This window comes from Nocardia araoensis NBRC 100135, assembly GCF_000308435.1.
Taxonomy (GTDB): Bacteria; Actinomycetota; Actinomycetes; order Mycobacteriales; family Mycobacteriaceae; genus Nocardia; species Nocardia araoensis.
This window is the reverse complement of record NZ_BAFR01000174.1, coordinates 22,619-40,483: the sequence shown is the minus strand read 5'-3', so window position 1 is coordinate 40,483 and position 17,865 is coordinate 22,619. Positions and strand designations below refer to the sequence as shown.

Below are 17,865 nucleotides of genomic sequence, written 5' to 3'. Positions count from 1 at the left end.
ACGTCAACACGATGACGTATCGACGTTGGAACCATAGATTACGCCCACGTGTAAACGCAACCGTATCTTTGTGACATGATGGGGTCATGACAGCCGAACGACGCCGTCCCGCCGGGGCGGCCGTAATGCAACCGCAGGTGACGGCGGCCATCACCGAAGCGGTGCTCGCCGAATTGGCGGAGGTCGGCTACGGCCGGCTCTCGATGGAGGCGGTGGCGCGCCGGGCCGGCGTCAGCAAGCCGACGGTCTACCGGCGTTGGCGATCGAAGGAGGAGATGGTGGCCGCGCTCTCCTCGACGCTGGCGGTCGCGGCCGCCGAGACTCCTGACACCGGCACCCTGCGCGATGATGTGCGGGCCTATCTGGAGTCGGCGGCGGGCCTGCTGTCACATCCGTTGGCCGCCAGAGTGATTCCCGATCTGTTGGCGGAGGCATCGCGGAACCCGACGCTGGCGCAGTCTCTTCTGATCGGCGCCCGGGATACGCGGCGCGAGCGGGCCGCCGACATGCTGCGGCGGGCTATCGCCCGCGGCGAGCTGCCCGCGGAGCTGAACATCGATCTGGCGCTGGACATGCTCGCCGGACCGCTCTATTGGCGGCTGATGATCGTGGGGATCCCGATCGAGCCGGACTATCTGGATCGGCTCACCGACCTGCTCATCGCGGGTTGGCGAGGCTGAGCCCGGCCTATCCGGCGGGTCGGGTCAGCACACGTTCGACCAACGCCGTGTCGCAGTGCTCGACGACCTCGCGCAGTTTTCCTTCGGCGACCCGGAAGATGAAGCAGTAGGTCTGGTTGTAGGTCTCCCCGCGCGTGGTCACGGCCTCGGCCCGGGCCTGAACGACCACGCGGTCGTCCGCGGCGAGGATCGTCTCGGCGGCGCTGCGGTACTCGGTGAACTGAGCCATCAGCGGACGCAGGAGTTGTTCCAGTACTACCCGCTTCGGTTCCCAAGCGCCGCTCCAGGACCAGTCGCCCGGGAACACCCAGCGGAAGTCGTCGGCCATGGCGTCGCTCAGCGCTCGGGTGTTGCCGAGGGACATCTGCTCGAAGATGTCGGCGAGCAGCTTCTTGTTCTCGATAGCGGTCATGACGACGACGCTAGGGTCGCCCGTGGCATGCGACAAGCGACCGTCTCGCATATCTGGTATGAGCATTACGCATGGATGAGTTCACCGTCGCCGGACTGCGAGTGGTGCGGGAGGCGGCCGCGTGCGGATCGTTCTCGACCGCAGCGGAGAACCTCGGCTACACGCAATCCGCGGTGTCCAGGCAGATCGCGCTCATGGAGCGGGCGGCGGGCCGTGCTCTGTTCGAGCGGCACGCTCGCGGCGTGCAGCCCACCGAGGCCGGACGCATCGTGCTGCGACACGCGGACGTGATCCTCGGTGAACTGGAGCAGGCCAGGCACGACATCCGGCATCTCGCGGCGCGCCCGGCGGGCCGCCTGCGGATCGGGGCGTTCTCCACCGCGATGGCCGCGTTGGTGCCGCGAGCGATCGCCGCCACCGCCGCCCGCGACCCGCGCATGCGGATCTCGCTGCGGGAGGGACTCAGCCCGAGACTGCTCACCGCCGTCGCGCGGGGCCGCCTCGACCTCGCCGTGGTGACAGCGCCGGACACCCTGCCCTCCGGCGTCGAGATCGAACCCCTGCTGGACGATCCGTTGCTGGTCGCGGTCGGGTCGACGCATCCGCTGGCGGGCGCCGTCAGCGCGACGCCGGATCTGCTGCGCGACGAACGGTGGATCGCGGGCAGTCAGGAGCCGTCCGCCACCCTCCTCGGCGCCTGGCGCGACCCCGGCCGGGAGCCGCGCATCGCCTTCGTCGCCCGCGACTGGGTCGCCAAAATCGGGCTCGTCGCGGCCGGATCGGGCAGCACGGTGGTCCCCGGCATCGCCGTACCCGTACTCCCGCCGACCGTCGCGGTGCTCCGGATCGACCATCCGTCGGCGGTCCGGCGGACGGTCGTCGCGTATCGCGCTCGCGGGGCCGCGCAGCCGCGCGGTGCGTTCATCGAGGCGCTGCGCGACCAGGCGGCGGACTTGGCCACCCAGGTGCGCCAGCGTCTTCGCGTGGGGGCGTGATAGCCGCGGTACCTGTGGACGAGTGTGGATACTTTTCAAGTCGGCACGACTGCCGGTCAGTGCAGGGGAGGGTCCGACAGCTGTACGAGAGTGGAGCGGTCCGAAACGGCGAAGCGCCGGTAGTGTGACGGCGGTGGCAGGGGAGTTCGTCGACAGACCGCTGAGCTGGCTGGCCCGGCGGGTGCGCGACCGGGCCGCGGGGCGACGATATCTGCTCGGCATCGCGGGACCGCCCGGCGCGGGCAAATCCACCGTGTCGGTCGCGTTGCGCGACGCGATCAACGCCGAGGCGGGCGGCGAGATCGCCGAAATCGCGCCGATGGACGGATATCACCTGACCAACGAGGTCCTGCGGGCGGCAGAAAGCCTTGCGCGCAAAGGCGAGCCGGACACCTTCGACGTCGACGGCTATGTCGCGGGGCTGCGTCGCCTGCGCACCACGCCGGTGGGCGAGCCGGTGCCGTGGCCCACCTTCGACCGCTCCATCGATGCTCCGGTCCCCGACGGCGTGGTGTTCGACCGGCAGTCCATCGTCCTCACCGAGGGCAACTACTTGCTGCTCGACGACTTCGGAACGCGGCGGTGGTCCGCTGTACGCCCATTGCTGGACGAATGCTGGTATCTGGACGCCGCGCGCGAGGTGATCGAGAAACGCCTGCTGCACAGGCACATCCACGGTGGTCGCATACCAACGGCAGCGCGCGACAAAGTGCACAACAGCGACTTGCCCAACGCGGATCTCGTCGCGACGACCAAAGAACGCGCCGATCTCGTCCTGCGCTGGCAGTCGGGAAGCTACGCGGTAGCCGTCGCGCCCCCGGCGGCGACGGTCGATCCCAGCATCTCGTAGCGATACGCGGATCGTCCGAGCTGGTCGATGTCTGGTCCGCGTGCGGTCGACGCACCGCCTCGGTCCGCCACCGACCTTCGCATCATCTGGCGCGTGTCGTGGCTCACGCGCTCTACCTGGGCTGATGATGGAGGAATGACAGGAAATCGCGCAGTCGGCAGGTTGTCGCGTGCTCTGCACAATCTGTTTGCCGTGGTGTGCGCTCTGCTGTTCTACTACTTCCTGCCGCTGCAGGTCTCGCCGTTCGGCCGACTGTCCGGCGCGCCGGCTCTGATCGCGTTCATCGTCGGCGTGGCGGGCCTGATCTGGCTGGCCAGGTGGCGCATCCGGCGCTACATCATGGATCCACGCGCGACCGTCGGACGTATCAACGACGTGCTGCTCGTGGTCTGCGTCGTCGTGACCTTCTTCGCCCTGTACTACTACGTGCTGGAACTGCGCGCTCCCGGCCAGTTCGAGGGCCTGCACACGCGGACCGACGCGCTCTACTACACGATGGTCACGCTGGGCACGGTCGGCTACGGCGACGTGCACGCGGTCGGGACCGCCGCCAAGGTGGCCACCATGGTGCAGGTCGCCTTCGACCTCGGCGTCATCGGCATCCTGATCGCTATATCGACTTCACACATCATCCAGCAGTTGGACCAGGCGCAGCGCAACCGCCCGACCGACGACTAGCCCCGCGCGGCGAGCGGGGATCAGCGGTGGGCGCGGTACCAGCGAATCAGCGAGTCGGTGGACGAATCATCCTGCTGCTCGGGCTCTTCGGCCGACGTGAGCAGCGGCGCCAAGGCGAGTGCCTGCTGCTTGCCCAGTTCGACACCCCACTGGTCGAAACTGTCGATGCCCCAGATGGTGCCCTCCACGAAAACCTGGTGCTCGTAGAGCGCGATCAGCTGACCGACGACCGACGGGGTGAGTCGCGGCGCGAGGATGGTGGTGGACGGACGGTTGCCCGGCATCACCTTGTGCGGCACGATCGCCGGATCGGTGCCCTCGGCCGCGATCTCCTCGGCGGTCTTGCCGAAGGCGAGCACTTTGGTCTGCGCGAACAGATTGCTCATCAGGATGTCGTGCATGCTGCCGGTGCCGTCGCTGGTCGCCAGATCGTCGGTGGGCTGCGCGAATCCGATGAAATCCGCCGGGATCAGGCGGGTGCCCTGATGCAGCAATTGGTAGAAGGCGTGCTGACCGTTGGTGCCCGGTTCGCCCCAGAAGATCTCGCCGGTGGAGGTGGTGACCGGAGTGCCGTCGGCGCGGACCGACTTCCCGTTGGACTCCATGGTCAGCTGTTGCAGATAGGCGGGGAAGCGGGCCAGGTCGTTCGAATACGGCAGCACGGCATGTGACTCGGCGCCGAAGAAGTTCGAGTACCAGACGCCGAGCAAGCCGAGCAACACCGGAGCGTTCGCCTCGAGCGGCGCCTCGGCGAAGTGCCGGTCCACCGCGTGCATACCGGCGAGGAATTCCGCGAAGCGCTCCTTGCCGATGGTCGCCATCACCGACAGGCCGATCGCCGAGGCCACCGAGTAGCGGCCGCCGACCCAGTCCCAGAAACCGAACATGTTCTCGGTGTCGATCCCGAATTTCGCGACCCGGTCGGCGTTGGTGGACACCGCGACGAAATGCTTGGCCACGGCGTCCTCACCCAGCGCGGCGACCAGCCAGCGCCGGGCCGCGGTCGCGTTGGTGAGCGTCTCGAGGGTGGAGAACGTCTTGGACGCGACGATGAACAGCGTGGTGGCCGGGTCGAGCCCGTCCAGCTTCGCGACCAGATCGGCGGGATCGACGTTCGAGACGAATCGCGCGCCGATGCCCGCGTTCTCGTAGTGCCGCAGCGCCTGATGCACCATGACCGGACCGAGGTCCGATCCGCCGATGCCGATGTTGACCACCATCGTGATGCGCTCACCGGTCGCCCCGCGCCACGCGCCGGAGCGCAGCGCGTCGGTGAACTCGCCCATCCGCCGCAGCACCTCGTGCACCTCGGCGCCCGCGTCGACGCCGTCGATGACCATGCTCTCGCCTTCGGGCAACCGCAACGCGACGTGGCCGACCGCCCGGTCCTCGGAGGTGTTGATGTGCTCGCCGCGGAACATCGCGTCGCGCCGCTGCGGCACACCCGCCTCGCGCGCCAATTCCACCAGCAGATGCAGGGTTTCCCGGTTCACGCGGTGCTTGCTGTAGTCGATGTGCAGGTCCGCGACCTGGACGGTCAGCTCGCTGCCCCGGGCCGGGTCGTCGGCGAAGAACTCCCTCAGGTGTCGTCCCGCGACGGTGCCGTGGTGATCGTGCAGTTTCCGCCATGCCGCCGTCGCGGTGATGTCGCTGCTCACGTTCGCCGAGAGTACAAGCAGGCACCGCCGCGCGCACGGCTGCGGGCGCGGAGAGTCGGCCGGATCGGCGTCGGCGTCGAGGGTGAACACTCGTTGCCGCACCGGACTTGCCGCGACCGGAGGTCCGGACGACGTGAGATCCCAGGCGGTGGACGCGAGGCGATTCCGGGCGCCCGCGTCCGTTCCGGGATGAGGTCTCGCGGCATAGGCTGGCCGCATGGTGTCCGAACGTGAACTTCTCGAATCCGTACCCAAGCAGTTGTGGATCGGAGGGCGGGCCGTCGACGCCACCGGTGCAGGTACCTTCCCGGTGCACAACCCGGCGACCGGGGAGGTGCTGGCGAACGTCGCGGACGCGACCCCGGAGGACGCGCTGCGCGCGCTCGACGCGGCCGTCGAGGTGCAGGACGAGTGGGCGGCCACGCCCGCCCGGGAGCGCGGGGAGATCCTGCGGGCGGTGTTCGAGCAGATCACCGCACGCGCGGAAGAGTTCGCCCTGCTGATGACCCTGGAGATGGGCAAGGCGCTGCCGGAGAGCCGCAACGAGGTGCGCTACGGCGCCGAGTTCTTCCGCTGGTTCAGCGAGGAGGCCGCCCGGGTGCACGGGCGCTACCTGCACGCGCCGTCCGGCACCGGCCGGATCATGGTGCACAAGCAGCCCGTCGGCCCCTGTCTGGCGATCACACCGTGGAACTTCCCGCTCGCCATGGGCACGCGCAAGATCGGCCCGGCGCTGGCCGCGGGCTGCACGATGATCGTCAAGCCCGCGTCGGCGACGCCGCTGACCATGCTGCTGCTGGGCAAGCTGTGCAGCGAGGCCGGGCTGCCGGACGGCGTGCTGTCGGTGCTCACCTCCAGCCACTCCGGCGCGGTGACCCAACCGCTGCTCGACGACTCCCGGCTGCGCAAGCTCACCTTCACCGGCTCCACCGAGGTGGGCAAGAAGCTGGTGGAGAAGTCGGCGAACCGGCTGCTGCGCACCTCGATGGAACTCGGCGGGAACGCGCCGTTCGTGGTGTTCGCCGACGCCGACGTCGATGCCGCGGTGCAGGGCGCGATGCTGGCGAAGCTGCGCAACGGCGGCGAGGCGTGCACCGCCGCCAATCGCTTCCACGTGCACAACAGCGTGCTCGACGAGTTCACCACCAAACTGGTCGAGGCGATGTCGAGCAGCGTGCGGCTCGGGCCCGGCGCCGACCCGGACACGACGCTCGGCCCGCTGATCAACGAGGAGCAACTGCGCACGGTCAGCGAATTGGTGGACGACGCCGTCGCGGCGGGCGCGCAGGTGTTGATCGGCGGCAAGGCGCCCGGCGGGCCGGGCTGGTTCTACCCGGCCACCGTCCTGCGCGACGTCCCGCCGCAAGCGCGGATCCTGCGGGAGGAGGTCTTCGGCCCGGTCGCGCCGATCGTCGGCTTCGACACCGAAGCCGAGGGGCTGGCCGCCGCAAACAACACCGAATTCGGGCTGGTCAGCTACGTCTACACCCGCGACCTCGGTCGCGCGCTGCGGATCGCAGAGGGCCTGGAATCCGGCATGGTGGGCGTCAACCGGGGTGTCATCTCCGACCCGGCCGCCCCCTTCGGCGGCGTCAAGGAGTCCGGCTTCGGCCGGGAGGGCGGCACCGAGGGCATCGAGGAGTACCTGTCCACGAAGTACATCGCGCTCACGTGAGCGAGTGCCGCGGGTCCCGCACTGCGTGCGGGCGCGACGCGGACATGAAGCGACCGCCCCGGGGTGTTCGACACCCGGGGCGGCCTGTTCGGAAGCGACGGTCTCGCGAGCGCCGCGTGGCTATCGGTTCAGTGGCCGAGACGACCGCGGCCGAGGCGCAGTAGCAGCATGGCGAGAGTGTGGCCCTCCTGGCCGAGCTCGCTGAAGCGCTCCAGCACCTTCATCTCGCGACTGTGCACCAGGCGCGGCCCGCCCGACGCCATGCGCGTCCGGCCGATGATCCGGGAAATCTCCGTCCGGCGCTTGATCGCGGCCAGGATCTCCGCGTCGAGCCGGTCGATCTCCTTGCGGAGCTTGTCGATCTCGGCCTCGGTCTGCGGCAGCGCGGATTCGGACCCGGTCGTCGTGGCAGGGGTGCTCATCATTCATCTCCTCGTGTCAGAACTTCGATCGGCGCGTGCCGACGGCTCGTTACCGATCAGTTCTTTCACCGTGAAACAGACCTGGTGGGGCCTTGTATTGTCCCCCCAGAAGGTGCGCTCAGGTACAGGCTCCGCGATCCCGGCGTTCGGCTGGCAGCCGAATCGGATGTCTTGCGAAAACGCTGAGCATGTCGCCAGTGTGCCACGGGCTGGGGGGTATGCAAAACGGATACGTTTGGCAATCGCGCGAGAAATGCTGGTCGTTTCAGTCAACCCTTCCCACCAGCGGGAGTTCACCCGCCGTTCAGTCGACCGGCGCCGAACCGATACCGATGTCACCCGGGGCTTCATCTCTGTCGGTGGCCGCCGGTAGCGTGGATGGACGATGGACATCACGGTGGCTCCCAAGACGCAGGCCGGTCGAGTCGTGCACCCGGACCCGACATCGAAACCGCAGTTCGCCGGCGGTGACGCGGCGGAGGGGTCGCAGCCTGCCGCCATTCCCGAGGCGCCGCCAACGGACGCCGAGCGCGAACGGCAGCGCGTCGAGCGGGAACAGCGGCGCACCGAGGAGGCCGAGCGCCTGCTCGACGGCCTGAATCCACAGCAGCGCGCGGCGGTGGTGCACACCGGATCCCCGCTGCTCATCGTGGCGGGCGCGGGCTCGGGCAAGACGGCCGTGCTCACCCGCCGCATCGCCTACCTGCTGGCCGCCCGCGGCGTCACGCCGGGGCAGGTGCTGGCCATCACATTCACCAACAAAGCCGCCGCGGAGATGCGGGAGCGGGTCACCGGGCTGGTCGGCCCGCGGGCGAACAACATGTGGGTGTCGACGTTCCACTCCAGTTGCGTCCGCATCCTGCGCACCCAGGCGGCGCTGCTGCCCGGCTTGAACTCGAACTTCTCGATCTACGACGCGGACGATTCGCGGCGCTTGCTCACCATGATCAGCCGAGACCTGGACATCGACGCCAAGAAGTACTCGGCGCGACTGCTCGCGACGGCGATCTCGAATCTGAAGAACGAACTCATCGACCCGGCCCGGGCCACCGCCGACGCGGAATCGGACGACACGGAGCTGCCCGGCCTGGTGGCGAGGGTCTACACCGAGTATCAGCGCAGGCTGCGCTCCGCGAACGCGCTGGACTTCGACGACCTGATCGGCGAGACGGTGGCGCTGCTGCAGAACCACCCGCAGGTCGCCGAGTACTACCGCCGCCGGTTCCGGCACGTGCTGGTGGACGAGTACCAGGACACCAACCACGCGCAGTACGTCCTGGTCCGCGAGCTGGTCGGCCACCACGTGGAAGACGCCGCCGAGGACCGGGTGCCGCCGAGCGAGCTGTGCGTGGTGGGTGACGCCGATCAGTCGATCTACGCCTTCCGCGGCGCGACGATTCGCAACATCGAGGAGTTCGAGCGCGATTTCCCCGACGCGGAAACCATTCTGCTGGAGCAGAACTACCGCTCCACCCAGCACATCCTCTCCGCCGCCAACGCGGTGATCTCGCGCAACGAGAACCGGCGCGAGAAGAAGCTGTGGACCGATTCCGGTGCGGGTGAGCTGATCACCGGCTACGTCGCCGACAACGAGCACGACGAGGCGTCGTTCGTCGCACGCGAGATCGACCGGCTGGTCGACCAGGGCGAGGCCAACTACGGCGACGTCGCGGTGTTCTACCGCACCAACAACAACTCCCGCGCCCTGGAAGAGATCTTCATCCGGATGGGCCTGCCCTACAAGGTGGTCGGCGGCGTCCGCTTCTACGAGCGCAAAGAAGTGCGCGACGTGGTCGCCTACCTGCGGGTGCTGGAGAACCCGGAGGACGCGGTGAGCATGCGCCGCATCCTGAACACGCCCCGGCGCGGCATCGGCGACCGTGCCGAAGCGTGCGTGGCGGTCCATGCCGAACAGCGCGGCATCGGTTTCGCCGCCGCCCTGCGCGACGCCGCCGAAGGCAAGGTGGCCCTGCTGAACACGCGCTCGCAGCGCGCCATCGCGGGCTTCCTGGAGTTGCTCGACGACATCCGGGCCGCGGGCGAACAAGCCGAGTCCGACTTCCCCGACGTCGGCAACGTCGTCGACGCGGTGCTCGAGCGCACCGGCTATCGCGCCGAGCTGGAGGCCTCCGACGACCCGCAGGACGGCGCCCGGCTGGACAACCTCAACGAACTGGTCAGCGTCGCGCGGGAATTCAGCTCCGAGGCGCACAACAACGCGGAGGCCGCCCGGCAGGAGGGGCTGTTGCCCGAGGTGGGCGAAGGCGAGCCGGATCCCGGTTCGCTCGCCGCGTTCCTGGAGCGGGTCTCGCTGGTGGCCGACACCGACCAGATTCCGGACGAGGGCTCCGGGGTGGTCACGATGATGACCTTGCACACCGCCAAGGGGCTGGAATTCCCGGTGGTGTTCGTGACGGGTTGGGAGGACGGGCAGTTCCCGCACATGCGGGCGCTGGGCGATCCCACCGAGCTCGCCGAGGAGCGCCGCCTCGCCTACGTCGGCATCACCAGGGCCCGGCAGCGCCTGTATCTGACGCGCGCGGTGGTGCGCTCCGGCTGGGGCCAGCCGGTGTCGAACCCCGAATCGCGCTTCCTCCAGGAGATTCCGGGCCACCTCATCGACTGGCGTCGGCTCGAGCCCGCCGGTTCACCCGGAACGAGGGGCCTGCGGCGACGCGGCGGAGACGACGACGGGTTGGAGCGGGACTGGACGCGCGGTGACGGATGGTCGGAGCCGCGGCCCGGCTTGCGTGATCGCGGGCCGCGCAGGCCCGCCCCCGGCGGCGCGACCCGCAACAACACGAACCTGGTCCTCGCCGTGGGCGATCGGGTCAGCGACGACAAGTACGGTCTCGGCCGCGTGATCGCCGCCGAGGGCTTCGGGCCGCTGGCCACGGTGACCATCGATTTCGGCACCGCGGGCAAGATCCGGTTGATCCCCCAGTACAGCCGCACGCTGGTCAAACTGTGAGCGGCGCGGGCCTTTCGACCCTGCCCTTGTCGGTGTCGCGTCGATAGGGTCCGCGACGTGGATACGATCGCACAGCATCTCCTGTGGTTCCTGCCCATGCTCTGGCTGGGCATGGTGCTGGCCATCTCGTTCCTGGAAGCGCCGCTGAAGTTCCGCGCTCCCGGGGTCACGCTGCCGCTCGGCCTCGGCATCGGCCGCTTGGTGTTCCGCGCGCTGAACATCGTCGAGGCCGTACTCGCGGCAGTGCTGGTGCTCGCGGCCCTGATCGTCGGCCCCGGCACGGCGGTCTGGGTATGGCTGGGCATCGCCGCCGTAGTGCTGGCCGTTCAGATCGCGGTGGTGCGCCCGCCACTGTCCCGCCGCTCCGATCGCGTGCTGGCGGGCGAGGATCTGCCGCGCTCCCACGCGCACTACTGGTACATCGGCCTGGAGGTCGTCAAGGTCGTGGTGTTGATCGGCTCGGCGATCGCAGCCGCGCCCTAGGTTGCCTAGCGCTGGATCTTGGTCATGAAACGCGTCAGCGCGGTGTGCACCGCCGCTGTGTCCTGCTGGTCAAGTGAATTCCGTAGGTCGCGGTCCAGCTCGTTTACGATCGCGACACTGCGACCGAGCAGATCACGTCCCCGGTCGGTCAGTTCCAGTGTGTATACGCGACGGTCGGCGGGGTCCTGAACGCGGACGAGCGCATTCATTGCGACCAGGCGATCCACGAGAGTCACCACGAGGCTCGGCGCGACCCCGAGCGCGGCCGCCACCTCGCGTTGCGATCTTGCCCGACCGGCATCGACGACGGCCAGCACGCCGACCTGCTTGTGCGTCAATCCGAGCGCTTCGATCCGGGCACCGAGCATCTGGGTTATCCGCGTGCCGACCACTCCGAGCCGAAAACTCAGCGAGTCGAGCAGATCTTCACCGTTGACACGATTCACGGAGCAGATACTATCGCGAGTAAATGATTCAGTTCAGAACGATTCTCAAGTGAACGGTAGGTATCGTGGTGTCGAACTGGCTCGCCGCGCTCAACGCGGCTGTCGCACTGGTCACCGTAGGGTTCGCAGTTACGGGCGTTGTCGCGCCCACAGCGTTGGCGCGAACGGCTGTGGTGGCCTCGACGCGGTACTACGCCGCCATGTATGCGGCACGGGCTGTTCCGGTCGGGGGCGCGGTCGTGGTGGGGGTATTTCTGTCGATTCCGAACGGCGCCTGGATCGCCCTTCTCGCCGTCGCGGGGGCGTGCCAAGTCGGGGATGCGGTGATAGGTCTTTGGCAGCGGAACCCTGGGCAGGTGGCGGGGTCGGTACTCGTCGGCGCGATTCATCTCGCGTCGATGGCCCACTTGCTGACCACCGGATGATTCCCGCGGGCCGCAAGCTGCTGGAGCCCGGCTCTTGCCCGGTGGTGCGACAAGTTGGCCATCGTAGACTCGGACAGGTTGTCGGTTCCCGCCGCATGCCGCCGCGAGCACCCGTCAGCGCGGTTCCCGCGAAGTGTCCGGTTTCATCCGTCCGGCGTCGATGAGCGTCTGCCGGGCCGCTGCCTTGCGCGGACACTCATCGGCGCGGCATGCCCGGTGCCGCTGCATGGTCTGATGCGCTTCGGGAACGCTCAACGGCGTTTCGGGAGCATCGTGTGGCCAGCCGGCAGGCCACAGTTCCGCGTCGGGCTGCTCGGCGTGAATCCGTTCGCGTTCACGTGCGGCACGCCACTCGGCGGCTACCCGATCGATGATCGCTTGCGCCGACATGTCGTCCTGCTCGGCATCTCGCCACCAGTTGAACCCCATCGAGTTTCACCCCTGCTGTTCTCGGCTTGTCATGTGGGTGCACGCCACCCGGCGGGGTGATGGTCACCGCGTGCCGCTCACGACAGGCGGTGCGTCCGGTCCGGACGGAACAGACGCGCCCGCCGGGTGGGTGCGGCTGCCGGCGTCGCGCGGAAAAGATGTCTTCAGACTGGGGAAACGGCTACAACGCGTCTACGGATCCGCTTACGATCCACGCATGGGGACGGACGGGGGGCTTCCCCCTGACATCGGGGAACATCTGCGAGCCGCCAGACAGGCGGCGGGACTGTCGCTGGCCGATCTGGCGGCACGAATCCCGTTCTCGCGCAGCTATTTGGGACATGTCGAGACCGGAACACGCGTCGCCTCGGCCGACGTGATCGCCGCCTACATGCGCGTGTGCGGCGAAATGACATGCGATCCTGTCACACTGGTCAGTATGTTGGGCCGAGCGGACGTCGACCGGCGGTCGTTTCTACACACATCCGTCTACAGCGCGGCACTTTCCGCGACCGCGTTGGTATCGCCATCGGAAATGTCCCGGTTGGCGGGAGTAAATGACTCGACGCGCGTCGGCATGGCGGAAGTCCGTGCTGTGCAGGGGATCACAGACGCGTTCCTGCGCCTGGACGAGGTAAAGGGCGGCGGTATCGGCCGCACCGCCGTCGCCGAGTTCCTGAGTACCGATGTCGCGTCCCTGCTGCGCTCGCGGTTCGCCGATTCCACGGTCCGTTCCGCCGCGTTCAGCGCCGCCGCCGAGCTGGCCTACCTGGCGGGTTTCAAAGCGCACGACGCAGGGGAGGACGGCATCGCACAGCGGTATTTCCTCTCCGCGTTGCGGCTGGCGGAGGAAGGCCGAGTGCCTGGCCAGGACGCCTGGGTGCTGCGCATCCTCGCCATGCAGGGAGCCGATATCGGCAGGCCGAAATTCAGTCCCGCCCTCGCCGAAGCGGCCGTAGCTCGAGGCCGAGGCCATCTCGGACCCGATGCGACGGCGCTGCTCACTGTCACTCTGGCTCGCTGCCGCGCAGAAACCGGCGACCACGGGGGCGCACTGGCCGCCCTGTGGACCGTCGAACCGCACCTAACCCCCGAGCTGACCAGCGAACAACCCCGCTGGGTGTCGATGTGGTGCCCCAACAAAGGCACCGTTGTGCACCAAGCCGCGAGGACCTACCTCTCCCTGGGGGACCTCGCCAACGCGGAGCGCTACAGCGAACTAACCACCAGCGTCTGGGACCCTCGGACCCACGCCCGCGTCTGGGCACTCAGCGCTGCCGAAACCGGCGTACTGCGCTGGAAGCTCGGCAAGCACACTGACGCCATCGACATGTGGCGGGGTGCTCTGCCCGCCTTGCACGCCGTCGACTCCGCTCGTGCCGACATCGCCTTGCGCAAGATTCGTCGCACTGCTCCGGAATTATTCAGGGACACAGCTCCCACCGACATCCCCACTCTCTGAGGCGGTATTTCCGAGCGGGTCTCGAAATTCGGGGGAGGAGCGGAAGGCCGCGCCGCAACAGTTCATCGGCACGGCGACCCGACGCACGCTTCTCATCGGTGGGCGACCACCGGGTCTCAAATGGTCAGCGTCAGCCGACGTCATGACAGTGATGACCCAACCGCAGCGGACGAACAACTCTGCGTATCAGCTGATTTGGCCGGCTCCCGGCATTGCAGTGATCGCCGGGTCGCGGTGTCAATGCGGCAGCAGGTCTGCCAGCGCCTTGTCGAGAGTGTTTCAGTCGCGCTGCGGGCCGAGACTGATGCCGCGGGTGGCCAGCCAGGGCAGCGGATCGACCTTGTCGGTGCCGTTCAACCAGACCTCGAAGTGGCAGTGCGGGCCGGTGGAGAAGCCGCGGTTGCCGATCGTCGCGATCTGGTCGCCTGCGAGCACACGCTGGCCCGCCGACACCGTGGCGGTGTCGATGTGGCCGTAGATGGTGATGGTGCCGTCGTCGTGCAGCAGGCGGACCCACATGCCGAAGCCCGACGCGGGACCGGCCTCGATCACGGTGGCGTCGGCGACGGCGTAGATCGGAGTGCCGATCGGGCCCGCGATGTCGATGCCGAGGTGCTGCACGCCCCAGCGGGCGCCGAAGCCGGAGGTGAAAGTGCCCGCGGCGAACCTGGTGAACAGCGGCCGAAGCTTCGAGGCCTCCTGGGCGGCGAGGTCCTCGGCGTACTTCTGGCCTTTTTGCAGAATGTCGTTGAACTGATCGAGGTTGGCCGGCGCGGAGACGCTCAGCACCTGCGGTGAGTCCGGCGCCGCCGTCGGGTCGGCAACGTTCATCGACTGCGCGGCGATCTCGTGGATCTGTCCGGCGGCTTCGTAGTCGACCGCCTGCGAGGGCTGGTCGGGCGAGGCGAACGCGGCCTGCCCGGCCGCTACGACAGCGCCAGCGGCGACGGCCGCCACCGCGGCGCGTCCCTTGAGCGCGGCGGGCGGCGCGGCCACCCGGTGCGCGCCACCGCGCTTGTTCGTGGCGCGGCGCCCCGGGATGACGGTCGGAAGGGCGGGTGTGCCCGGCTCCTCGTCGGCCTCGGCCTCGGGCTCGGCGGTCTCGGTCGCCCAGGACTCCTCGGGAGCCCAGCAGCCGGTGTCGGACACCCAGGCCCGCTCGTCGGGCGCCCAGGACTCCTCTTCTGCCCACGCGTCGCCGGAACTCCACGCGCCGCCGTCGGACCAGGTCTGCTGCTGGGACCACTCCTGTTGTGCCCACGCGTTGTTCGTGGCCCAGGAGTTGTCGGACGCGGCATTCTCGTAGACCGGCTGGTCATAGCCTCCGCCGTGGACGGGCTGCTCGGTCTCGAAGCCGTACCCGCCACCGGCGGGCTGGAAGTCGTACTCGGCCTGCGGAGCCGCCTCGTACCCGGCGTGGTGCTGGTCGAACGAGGGCCCGGCGTAGCTCGCCGGGGCGAAGGGCTCGTCGTCGGGGCGGTAACGATGTCCCGTCCGCGAGCGATCAGCGGGAGCGAAGGTGGAACTGTTGTTCATCGGCGGTGCCACATCGTGAAGCTGGTGGAACTCGGAAGCCGCCTGACCAGCGGCGTCGATCGGTCGAATGCGGAGCGGCTCTCCGTCTGCGGAGCGCTGTGCTGCGTCAAAGCTTGCCGTCCTCCTAGTCGTGACCGTGTTGTGACATCGACCGCAATGACGGTAACGAAACGATTGAGCCGCGACAAGCGGTGCGCAGGGTCCGTAACAAACATGTGAGATTCATCACGCTTAGCCCACGGAATATCTCACTGCGCTATGGGCACTCCCGAGAGGTCGCTCAACGACGAGTTGTAGTAGATTGCCCCGCGCTCCCGGGTTCGGCGCTCTACCTGGCGCGGTGCCAGCAACCTACTCGCCAGTAGTGTTGGCCAGCGGTTTTGCCGCTCCTGACGTCGGTCCGTGACCTGCGCCACTTAGGATGAACGTGGCCGATTGGCCCTCCATGTGACTGGTTAGAGTCCGACCCGACCCGCTTCCGACGTCGGGCCGCCAACAAAGACGTTGTCATCACAACGCAGACGAGACGGTGAGTACATGGATCTCTTCGAATATCAGGCGAAGGAGCTCTTCGTTAAGCACGGAGTGCCTTCGTCCGAGGGCCGCGTCACGGACACGGCCGAGGACGCCCGCGCCATCGCGGAGGAAATCGGCAAGCCGGTGATGATCAAGGCCCAGGTGAAGGCCGGTGGCCGCGGCAAGGCCGGTGGCGTCAAGTACGCCGCGACCCCGGACGACGCGCTCACGCACGCGCAGAACATCATCGGGCTGGACATCAAGGGCCACATCACCAAGAAGATCCTGGTGGCCGAGGCCAAGGACATCGCGGAGGAGTACTACATCTCCTTCCTGCTGGACCGGGCCAACCGGACCTACCTGGCCATGTGCTCCGTCGAGGGCGGCATGGAGATCGAAGAGGTCGCCGCGACCAAGCCGGAGCGGCTGGCGAAGGTCCCGGTCGACGCGGTCAAGGGCGTGGACCTGGCGTTCGCGCGTTCGATCGCCGAGCAGGGCCACCTGCCCGCCGACGTGCTGGACGCCGCCGCCGTGACCATCCAGAAGCTGTGGGAGGTCTTCGTCGCGGAGGACGCCACCCTGGTCGAGGTCAACCCGCTGGTGCGCACCCCGCAGGACGAGATCCTCGCGCTGGACGGCAAGGTCACCCTCGACGAGAACGCCGGATTCCGGCACCCGGAGCACGAGGCGTTCGCGGACAAGGACGCGACCGACCCGCTCGAGCTCAAGGCCAAGGAGAACGACCTCAACTACGTCAAGCTCGACGGTGAGGTCGGCATCATCGGCAACGGCGCCGGTCTGGTCATGTCCACCCTGGACGTCGTCGCGTACGCGGGCGAGGGCCACGGCGGCGTGAAGCCGGCCAACTTCCTGGACATCGGCGGCGGCGCCTCGGCCGAGGTGATGGCCGCGGGTCTGGACGTCATCCTGAACGACAGCCAGGTCAAGAGCGTGTTCGTCAACGTGTTCGGCGGCATCACCGCGTGTGACGCGGTCGCCAACGGCATCGTGAAGGCGCTGGAGATCCTGGGCGACGAGGCCAACAAGCCGCTGGTCGTCCGCCTGGACGGCAACCGCGTCGACGAGGGCCGCAAGATCCTGGCCGACGCCAACCACCCGCTGGTGACGCTGGCGCAGACAATGGACGAAGGCGCCGACAAGGCCGCCGAACTGGCAGCCGCCCGATAACGACGGCCGAGTAAGGACGAAAAGAAATGTCTATCTTCCTGAACAAGGACTCCAAGGTCATCGTCCAGGGCATCACCGGCGGCGAGGGCACCAAGCACACCGCGCTGATGCTGAAGGCGGGCACCCAGATCGTGGGCGGTGTGAACGCGCGTAAGGCGGGCACCACCGTCGCGCACACCGACAAGGACGGCAACGCGGTCGAGCTGCCGGTGTTCGGCACCGTCGCCGAGGCCATCAAGGAGACCGGCGCCGACGTGTCCATCGCGTTCGTGCCGCCGAAGTTCGCCAAGGACGCCATCATCGAGGCCATCGACGCGGAGATCCCGCTGCTGGTGGTCATCACCGAGGGCATCCCGGTGCAGGACACCGCCTACGCGTGGGCCTACAACGTGGAGAAGGGCAACAAGACCCGGATCATCGGCCCGAACTGCCCCGGCATCATCACCCCCGGCGAGTCGCTGGTCGGCATCACCCCGGCCAACATCACCGGCAAGGGCCCGATCGGCCTGGTGTCCAAGTCGGGCACGCTGACCTACCAGATGATGTACGAGCTGCGCGACTTCGGCTTCTCGACCTCCATCGGCATCGGCGGCGACCCGGTCATCGGCACCACCCACATCGACGCCATCGAGGCGTTCGAGAAGGACCCGGAGACCAAGCTGATCGTGATGATCGGCGAGATCGGCGGCGACGCCGAGGAGCGGGCCGCGGCCTACATCAAGGCCAACGTCACCAAGCCGGTCGTCGGCTACGTGGCGGGCTTCACCGCCCCCGAGGGCAAGACGATGGGCCACGCGGGCGCCATCGTGTCCGGCTCGTCGGGCACCGCCCAGGCGAAGAAGGACGCGCTGGAGGCCGCGGGCGTGAAGGTCGGCAAGACGCCGTCCGAGACCGCCGCGCTGGCTCGCGAGATCCTGGAGAAGGCCAGCATCAGCGCCTGACCTCCCATCGTGCACGAAGGCCGCCTCCGAATTCGGGGGGCGGCCTTCGTCATATGTGGCGATGGGCTCAGGCTTGGGCAGAAGCCGAGCGTCCTGAC

17 protein-coding genes are annotated in these 17,865 nt (G+C 68.2%); 11 read left to right on the top strand and 6 right to left on the bottom strand.

Annotated features, from left to right (window positions below):
- Positions 1-86: 86 nt before the first annotated feature.
- On the top strand, positions 87-680 hold the full coding sequence (locus ON21_RS24340; RefSeq protein ID WP_039801183.1) for a TetR/AcrR family transcriptional regulator: 594 nt from the start codon (positions 87-89) through the stop codon (positions 678-680).
- Between the two features lie 7 nt (positions 681-687).
- Here the strand turns inward: ON21_RS24340 and ON21_RS24335 are convergent, their stop codons facing one another.
- Positions 688-1,092, bottom strand: coding sequence for a nuclear transport factor 2 family protein (locus tag ON21_RS24335; protein ID WP_039801181.1), 405 nt, complete (start codon positions 1,090-1,092; stop codon positions 688-690).
- A gap of 71 nt (positions 1,093-1,163) precedes the next feature.
- Between ON21_RS24335 and ON21_RS24330 the strand changes: the two genes are divergently transcribed.
- The 3 genes from ON21_RS24330 to ON21_RS24320 all read left to right on the top strand — a co-directional run bounded on the left by ON21_RS24330 (position 1,164) and on the right by ON21_RS24320 (position 3,615).
- Positions 1,164-2,087 (top strand): LysR family transcriptional regulator, encoded by a 924-nt coding sequence (locus ON21_RS24330; protein ID WP_039801180.1) that lies wholly within the window; start codon positions 1,164-1,166, stop codon positions 2,085-2,087.
- A gap of 133 nt (positions 2,088-2,220) precedes the next feature.
- The gene (locus ON21_RS24325) at positions 2,221-2,937 is read left to right on the top strand and encodes a nucleoside/nucleotide kinase family protein (protein WP_051021305.1); all 717 of its coding nucleotides are present in this window, start codon (positions 2,221-2,223) and stop codon (positions 2,935-2,937) included.
- A gap of 135 nt (positions 2,938-3,072) precedes the next feature.
- Positions 3,073-3,615 (top strand): potassium channel family protein, encoded by a 543-nt coding sequence (locus ON21_RS24320; RefSeq protein WP_039801178.1) that lies wholly within the window; start codon positions 3,073-3,075, stop codon positions 3,613-3,615.
- Positions 3,616-3,635: 20 nt separating this feature from the next.
- Here ON21_RS24320 and pgi read toward each other — a convergent pair whose 3' ends face one another.
- On the bottom strand, positions 3,636-5,273 hold the full coding sequence (gene pgi / locus ON21_RS24315) for a glucose-6-phosphate isomerase (protein WP_039801317.1): 1,638 nt from the start codon (positions 5,271-5,273) through the stop codon (positions 3,636-3,638).
- 217 nt (positions 5,274-5,490) lie between these two features.
- On the opposite strand from pgi, the gene ON21_RS24310 reads away from it, so the two are divergent.
- A complete protein-coding gene (locus ON21_RS24310; RefSeq protein WP_039801176.1) occupies positions 5,491-6,948 on the top strand; it encodes an NAD-dependent succinate-semialdehyde dehydrogenase in 1,458 nt (485 codons plus the stop codon).
- A gap of 128 nt (positions 6,949-7,076) precedes the next feature.
- On the opposite strand, the gene ON21_RS24305 is transcribed toward ON21_RS24310, so the two are convergent.
- Positions 7,077-7,370, bottom strand: a complete 294-nt coding sequence (locus ON21_RS24305; protein WP_062977356.1) for a chorismate mutase — start codon at positions 7,368-7,370, stop codon at positions 7,077-7,079.
- Between the two features lie 385 nt (positions 7,371-7,755).
- On the opposite strand from ON21_RS24305, the gene pcrA reads away from it, so the two are divergent.
- Together pcrA and ON21_RS24295 are read left to right on the top strand one after the other, a co-directional pair.
- Positions 7,756-10,341, top strand: coding sequence for a DNA helicase PcrA (gene pcrA, locus ON21_RS24300; protein ID WP_039801171.1), 2,586 nt, complete (start codon positions 7,756-7,758; stop codon positions 10,339-10,341).
- A 57-nt stretch (positions 10,342-10,398) separates the two neighbouring features.
- Positions 10,399-10,824: a hypothetical protein gene (locus tag ON21_RS24295; protein ID WP_039801169.1), complete on the top strand. Its 426-nt coding sequence runs from the start codon at positions 10,399-10,401 to the stop codon at positions 10,822-10,824.
- A 5-nt stretch (positions 10,825-10,829) separates the two neighbouring features.
- On the opposite strand, the gene ON21_RS24290 is transcribed toward ON21_RS24295, so the two are convergent.
- Entirely contained in the window at positions 10,830-11,270 is a 441-nt protein-coding gene (locus ON21_RS24290) for a MarR family winged helix-turn-helix transcriptional regulator (protein ID WP_039801167.1), read from the bottom strand.
- A gap of 65 nt (positions 11,271-11,335) precedes the next feature.
- On the opposite strand from ON21_RS24290, the gene ON21_RS24285 reads away from it, so the two are divergent.
- Complete coding sequence (locus tag ON21_RS24285; protein WP_051021289.1) at positions 11,336-11,695, top strand: hypothetical protein; 360 nt, start codon at positions 11,336-11,338, stop codon at positions 11,693-11,695.
- Between the two features lie 114 nt (positions 11,696-11,809).
- On the opposite strand, the gene ON21_RS38665 is transcribed toward ON21_RS24285, so the two are convergent.
- On the bottom strand, positions 11,810-12,124 hold the full coding sequence (locus ON21_RS38665) for a hypothetical protein (RefSeq protein ID WP_039801165.1): 315 nt from the start codon (positions 12,122-12,124) through the stop codon (positions 11,810-11,812).
- A gap of 217 nt (positions 12,125-12,341) precedes the next feature.
- Between ON21_RS38665 and ON21_RS36045 the strand changes: the two genes are divergently transcribed.
- Entirely contained in the window at positions 12,342-13,586 is a 1,245-nt protein-coding gene (locus ON21_RS36045; protein WP_157170947.1) for a helix-turn-helix domain-containing protein, read from the top strand.
- Positions 13,587-13,865: 279 nt separating this feature from the next.
- On the opposite strand, the gene ON21_RS24270 is transcribed toward ON21_RS36045, so the two are convergent.
- The gene (locus tag ON21_RS24270) at positions 13,866-15,122 is read right to left on the bottom strand and encodes a M23 family metallopeptidase (RefSeq protein ID WP_039801163.1); all 1,257 of its coding nucleotides are present in this window, start codon (positions 15,120-15,122) and stop codon (positions 13,866-13,868) included.
- Between the two features lie 537 nt (positions 15,123-15,659).
- Here ON21_RS24270 and sucC point away from each other — a divergent pair.
- Entirely contained in the window at positions 15,660-16,826 is a 1,167-nt protein-coding gene (gene sucC, locus ON21_RS24265; protein ID WP_039801161.1) for an ADP-forming succinate--CoA ligase subunit beta, read from the top strand.
- Between the two features lie 26 nt (positions 16,827-16,852).
- A complete protein-coding gene (sucD, locus tag ON21_RS24260) occupies positions 16,853-17,767 on the top strand; it encodes a succinate--CoA ligase subunit alpha (RefSeq protein WP_039801159.1) in 915 nt (304 codons plus the stop codon).
- Positions 17,768-17,865: the final 98 nt, after the last annotated feature.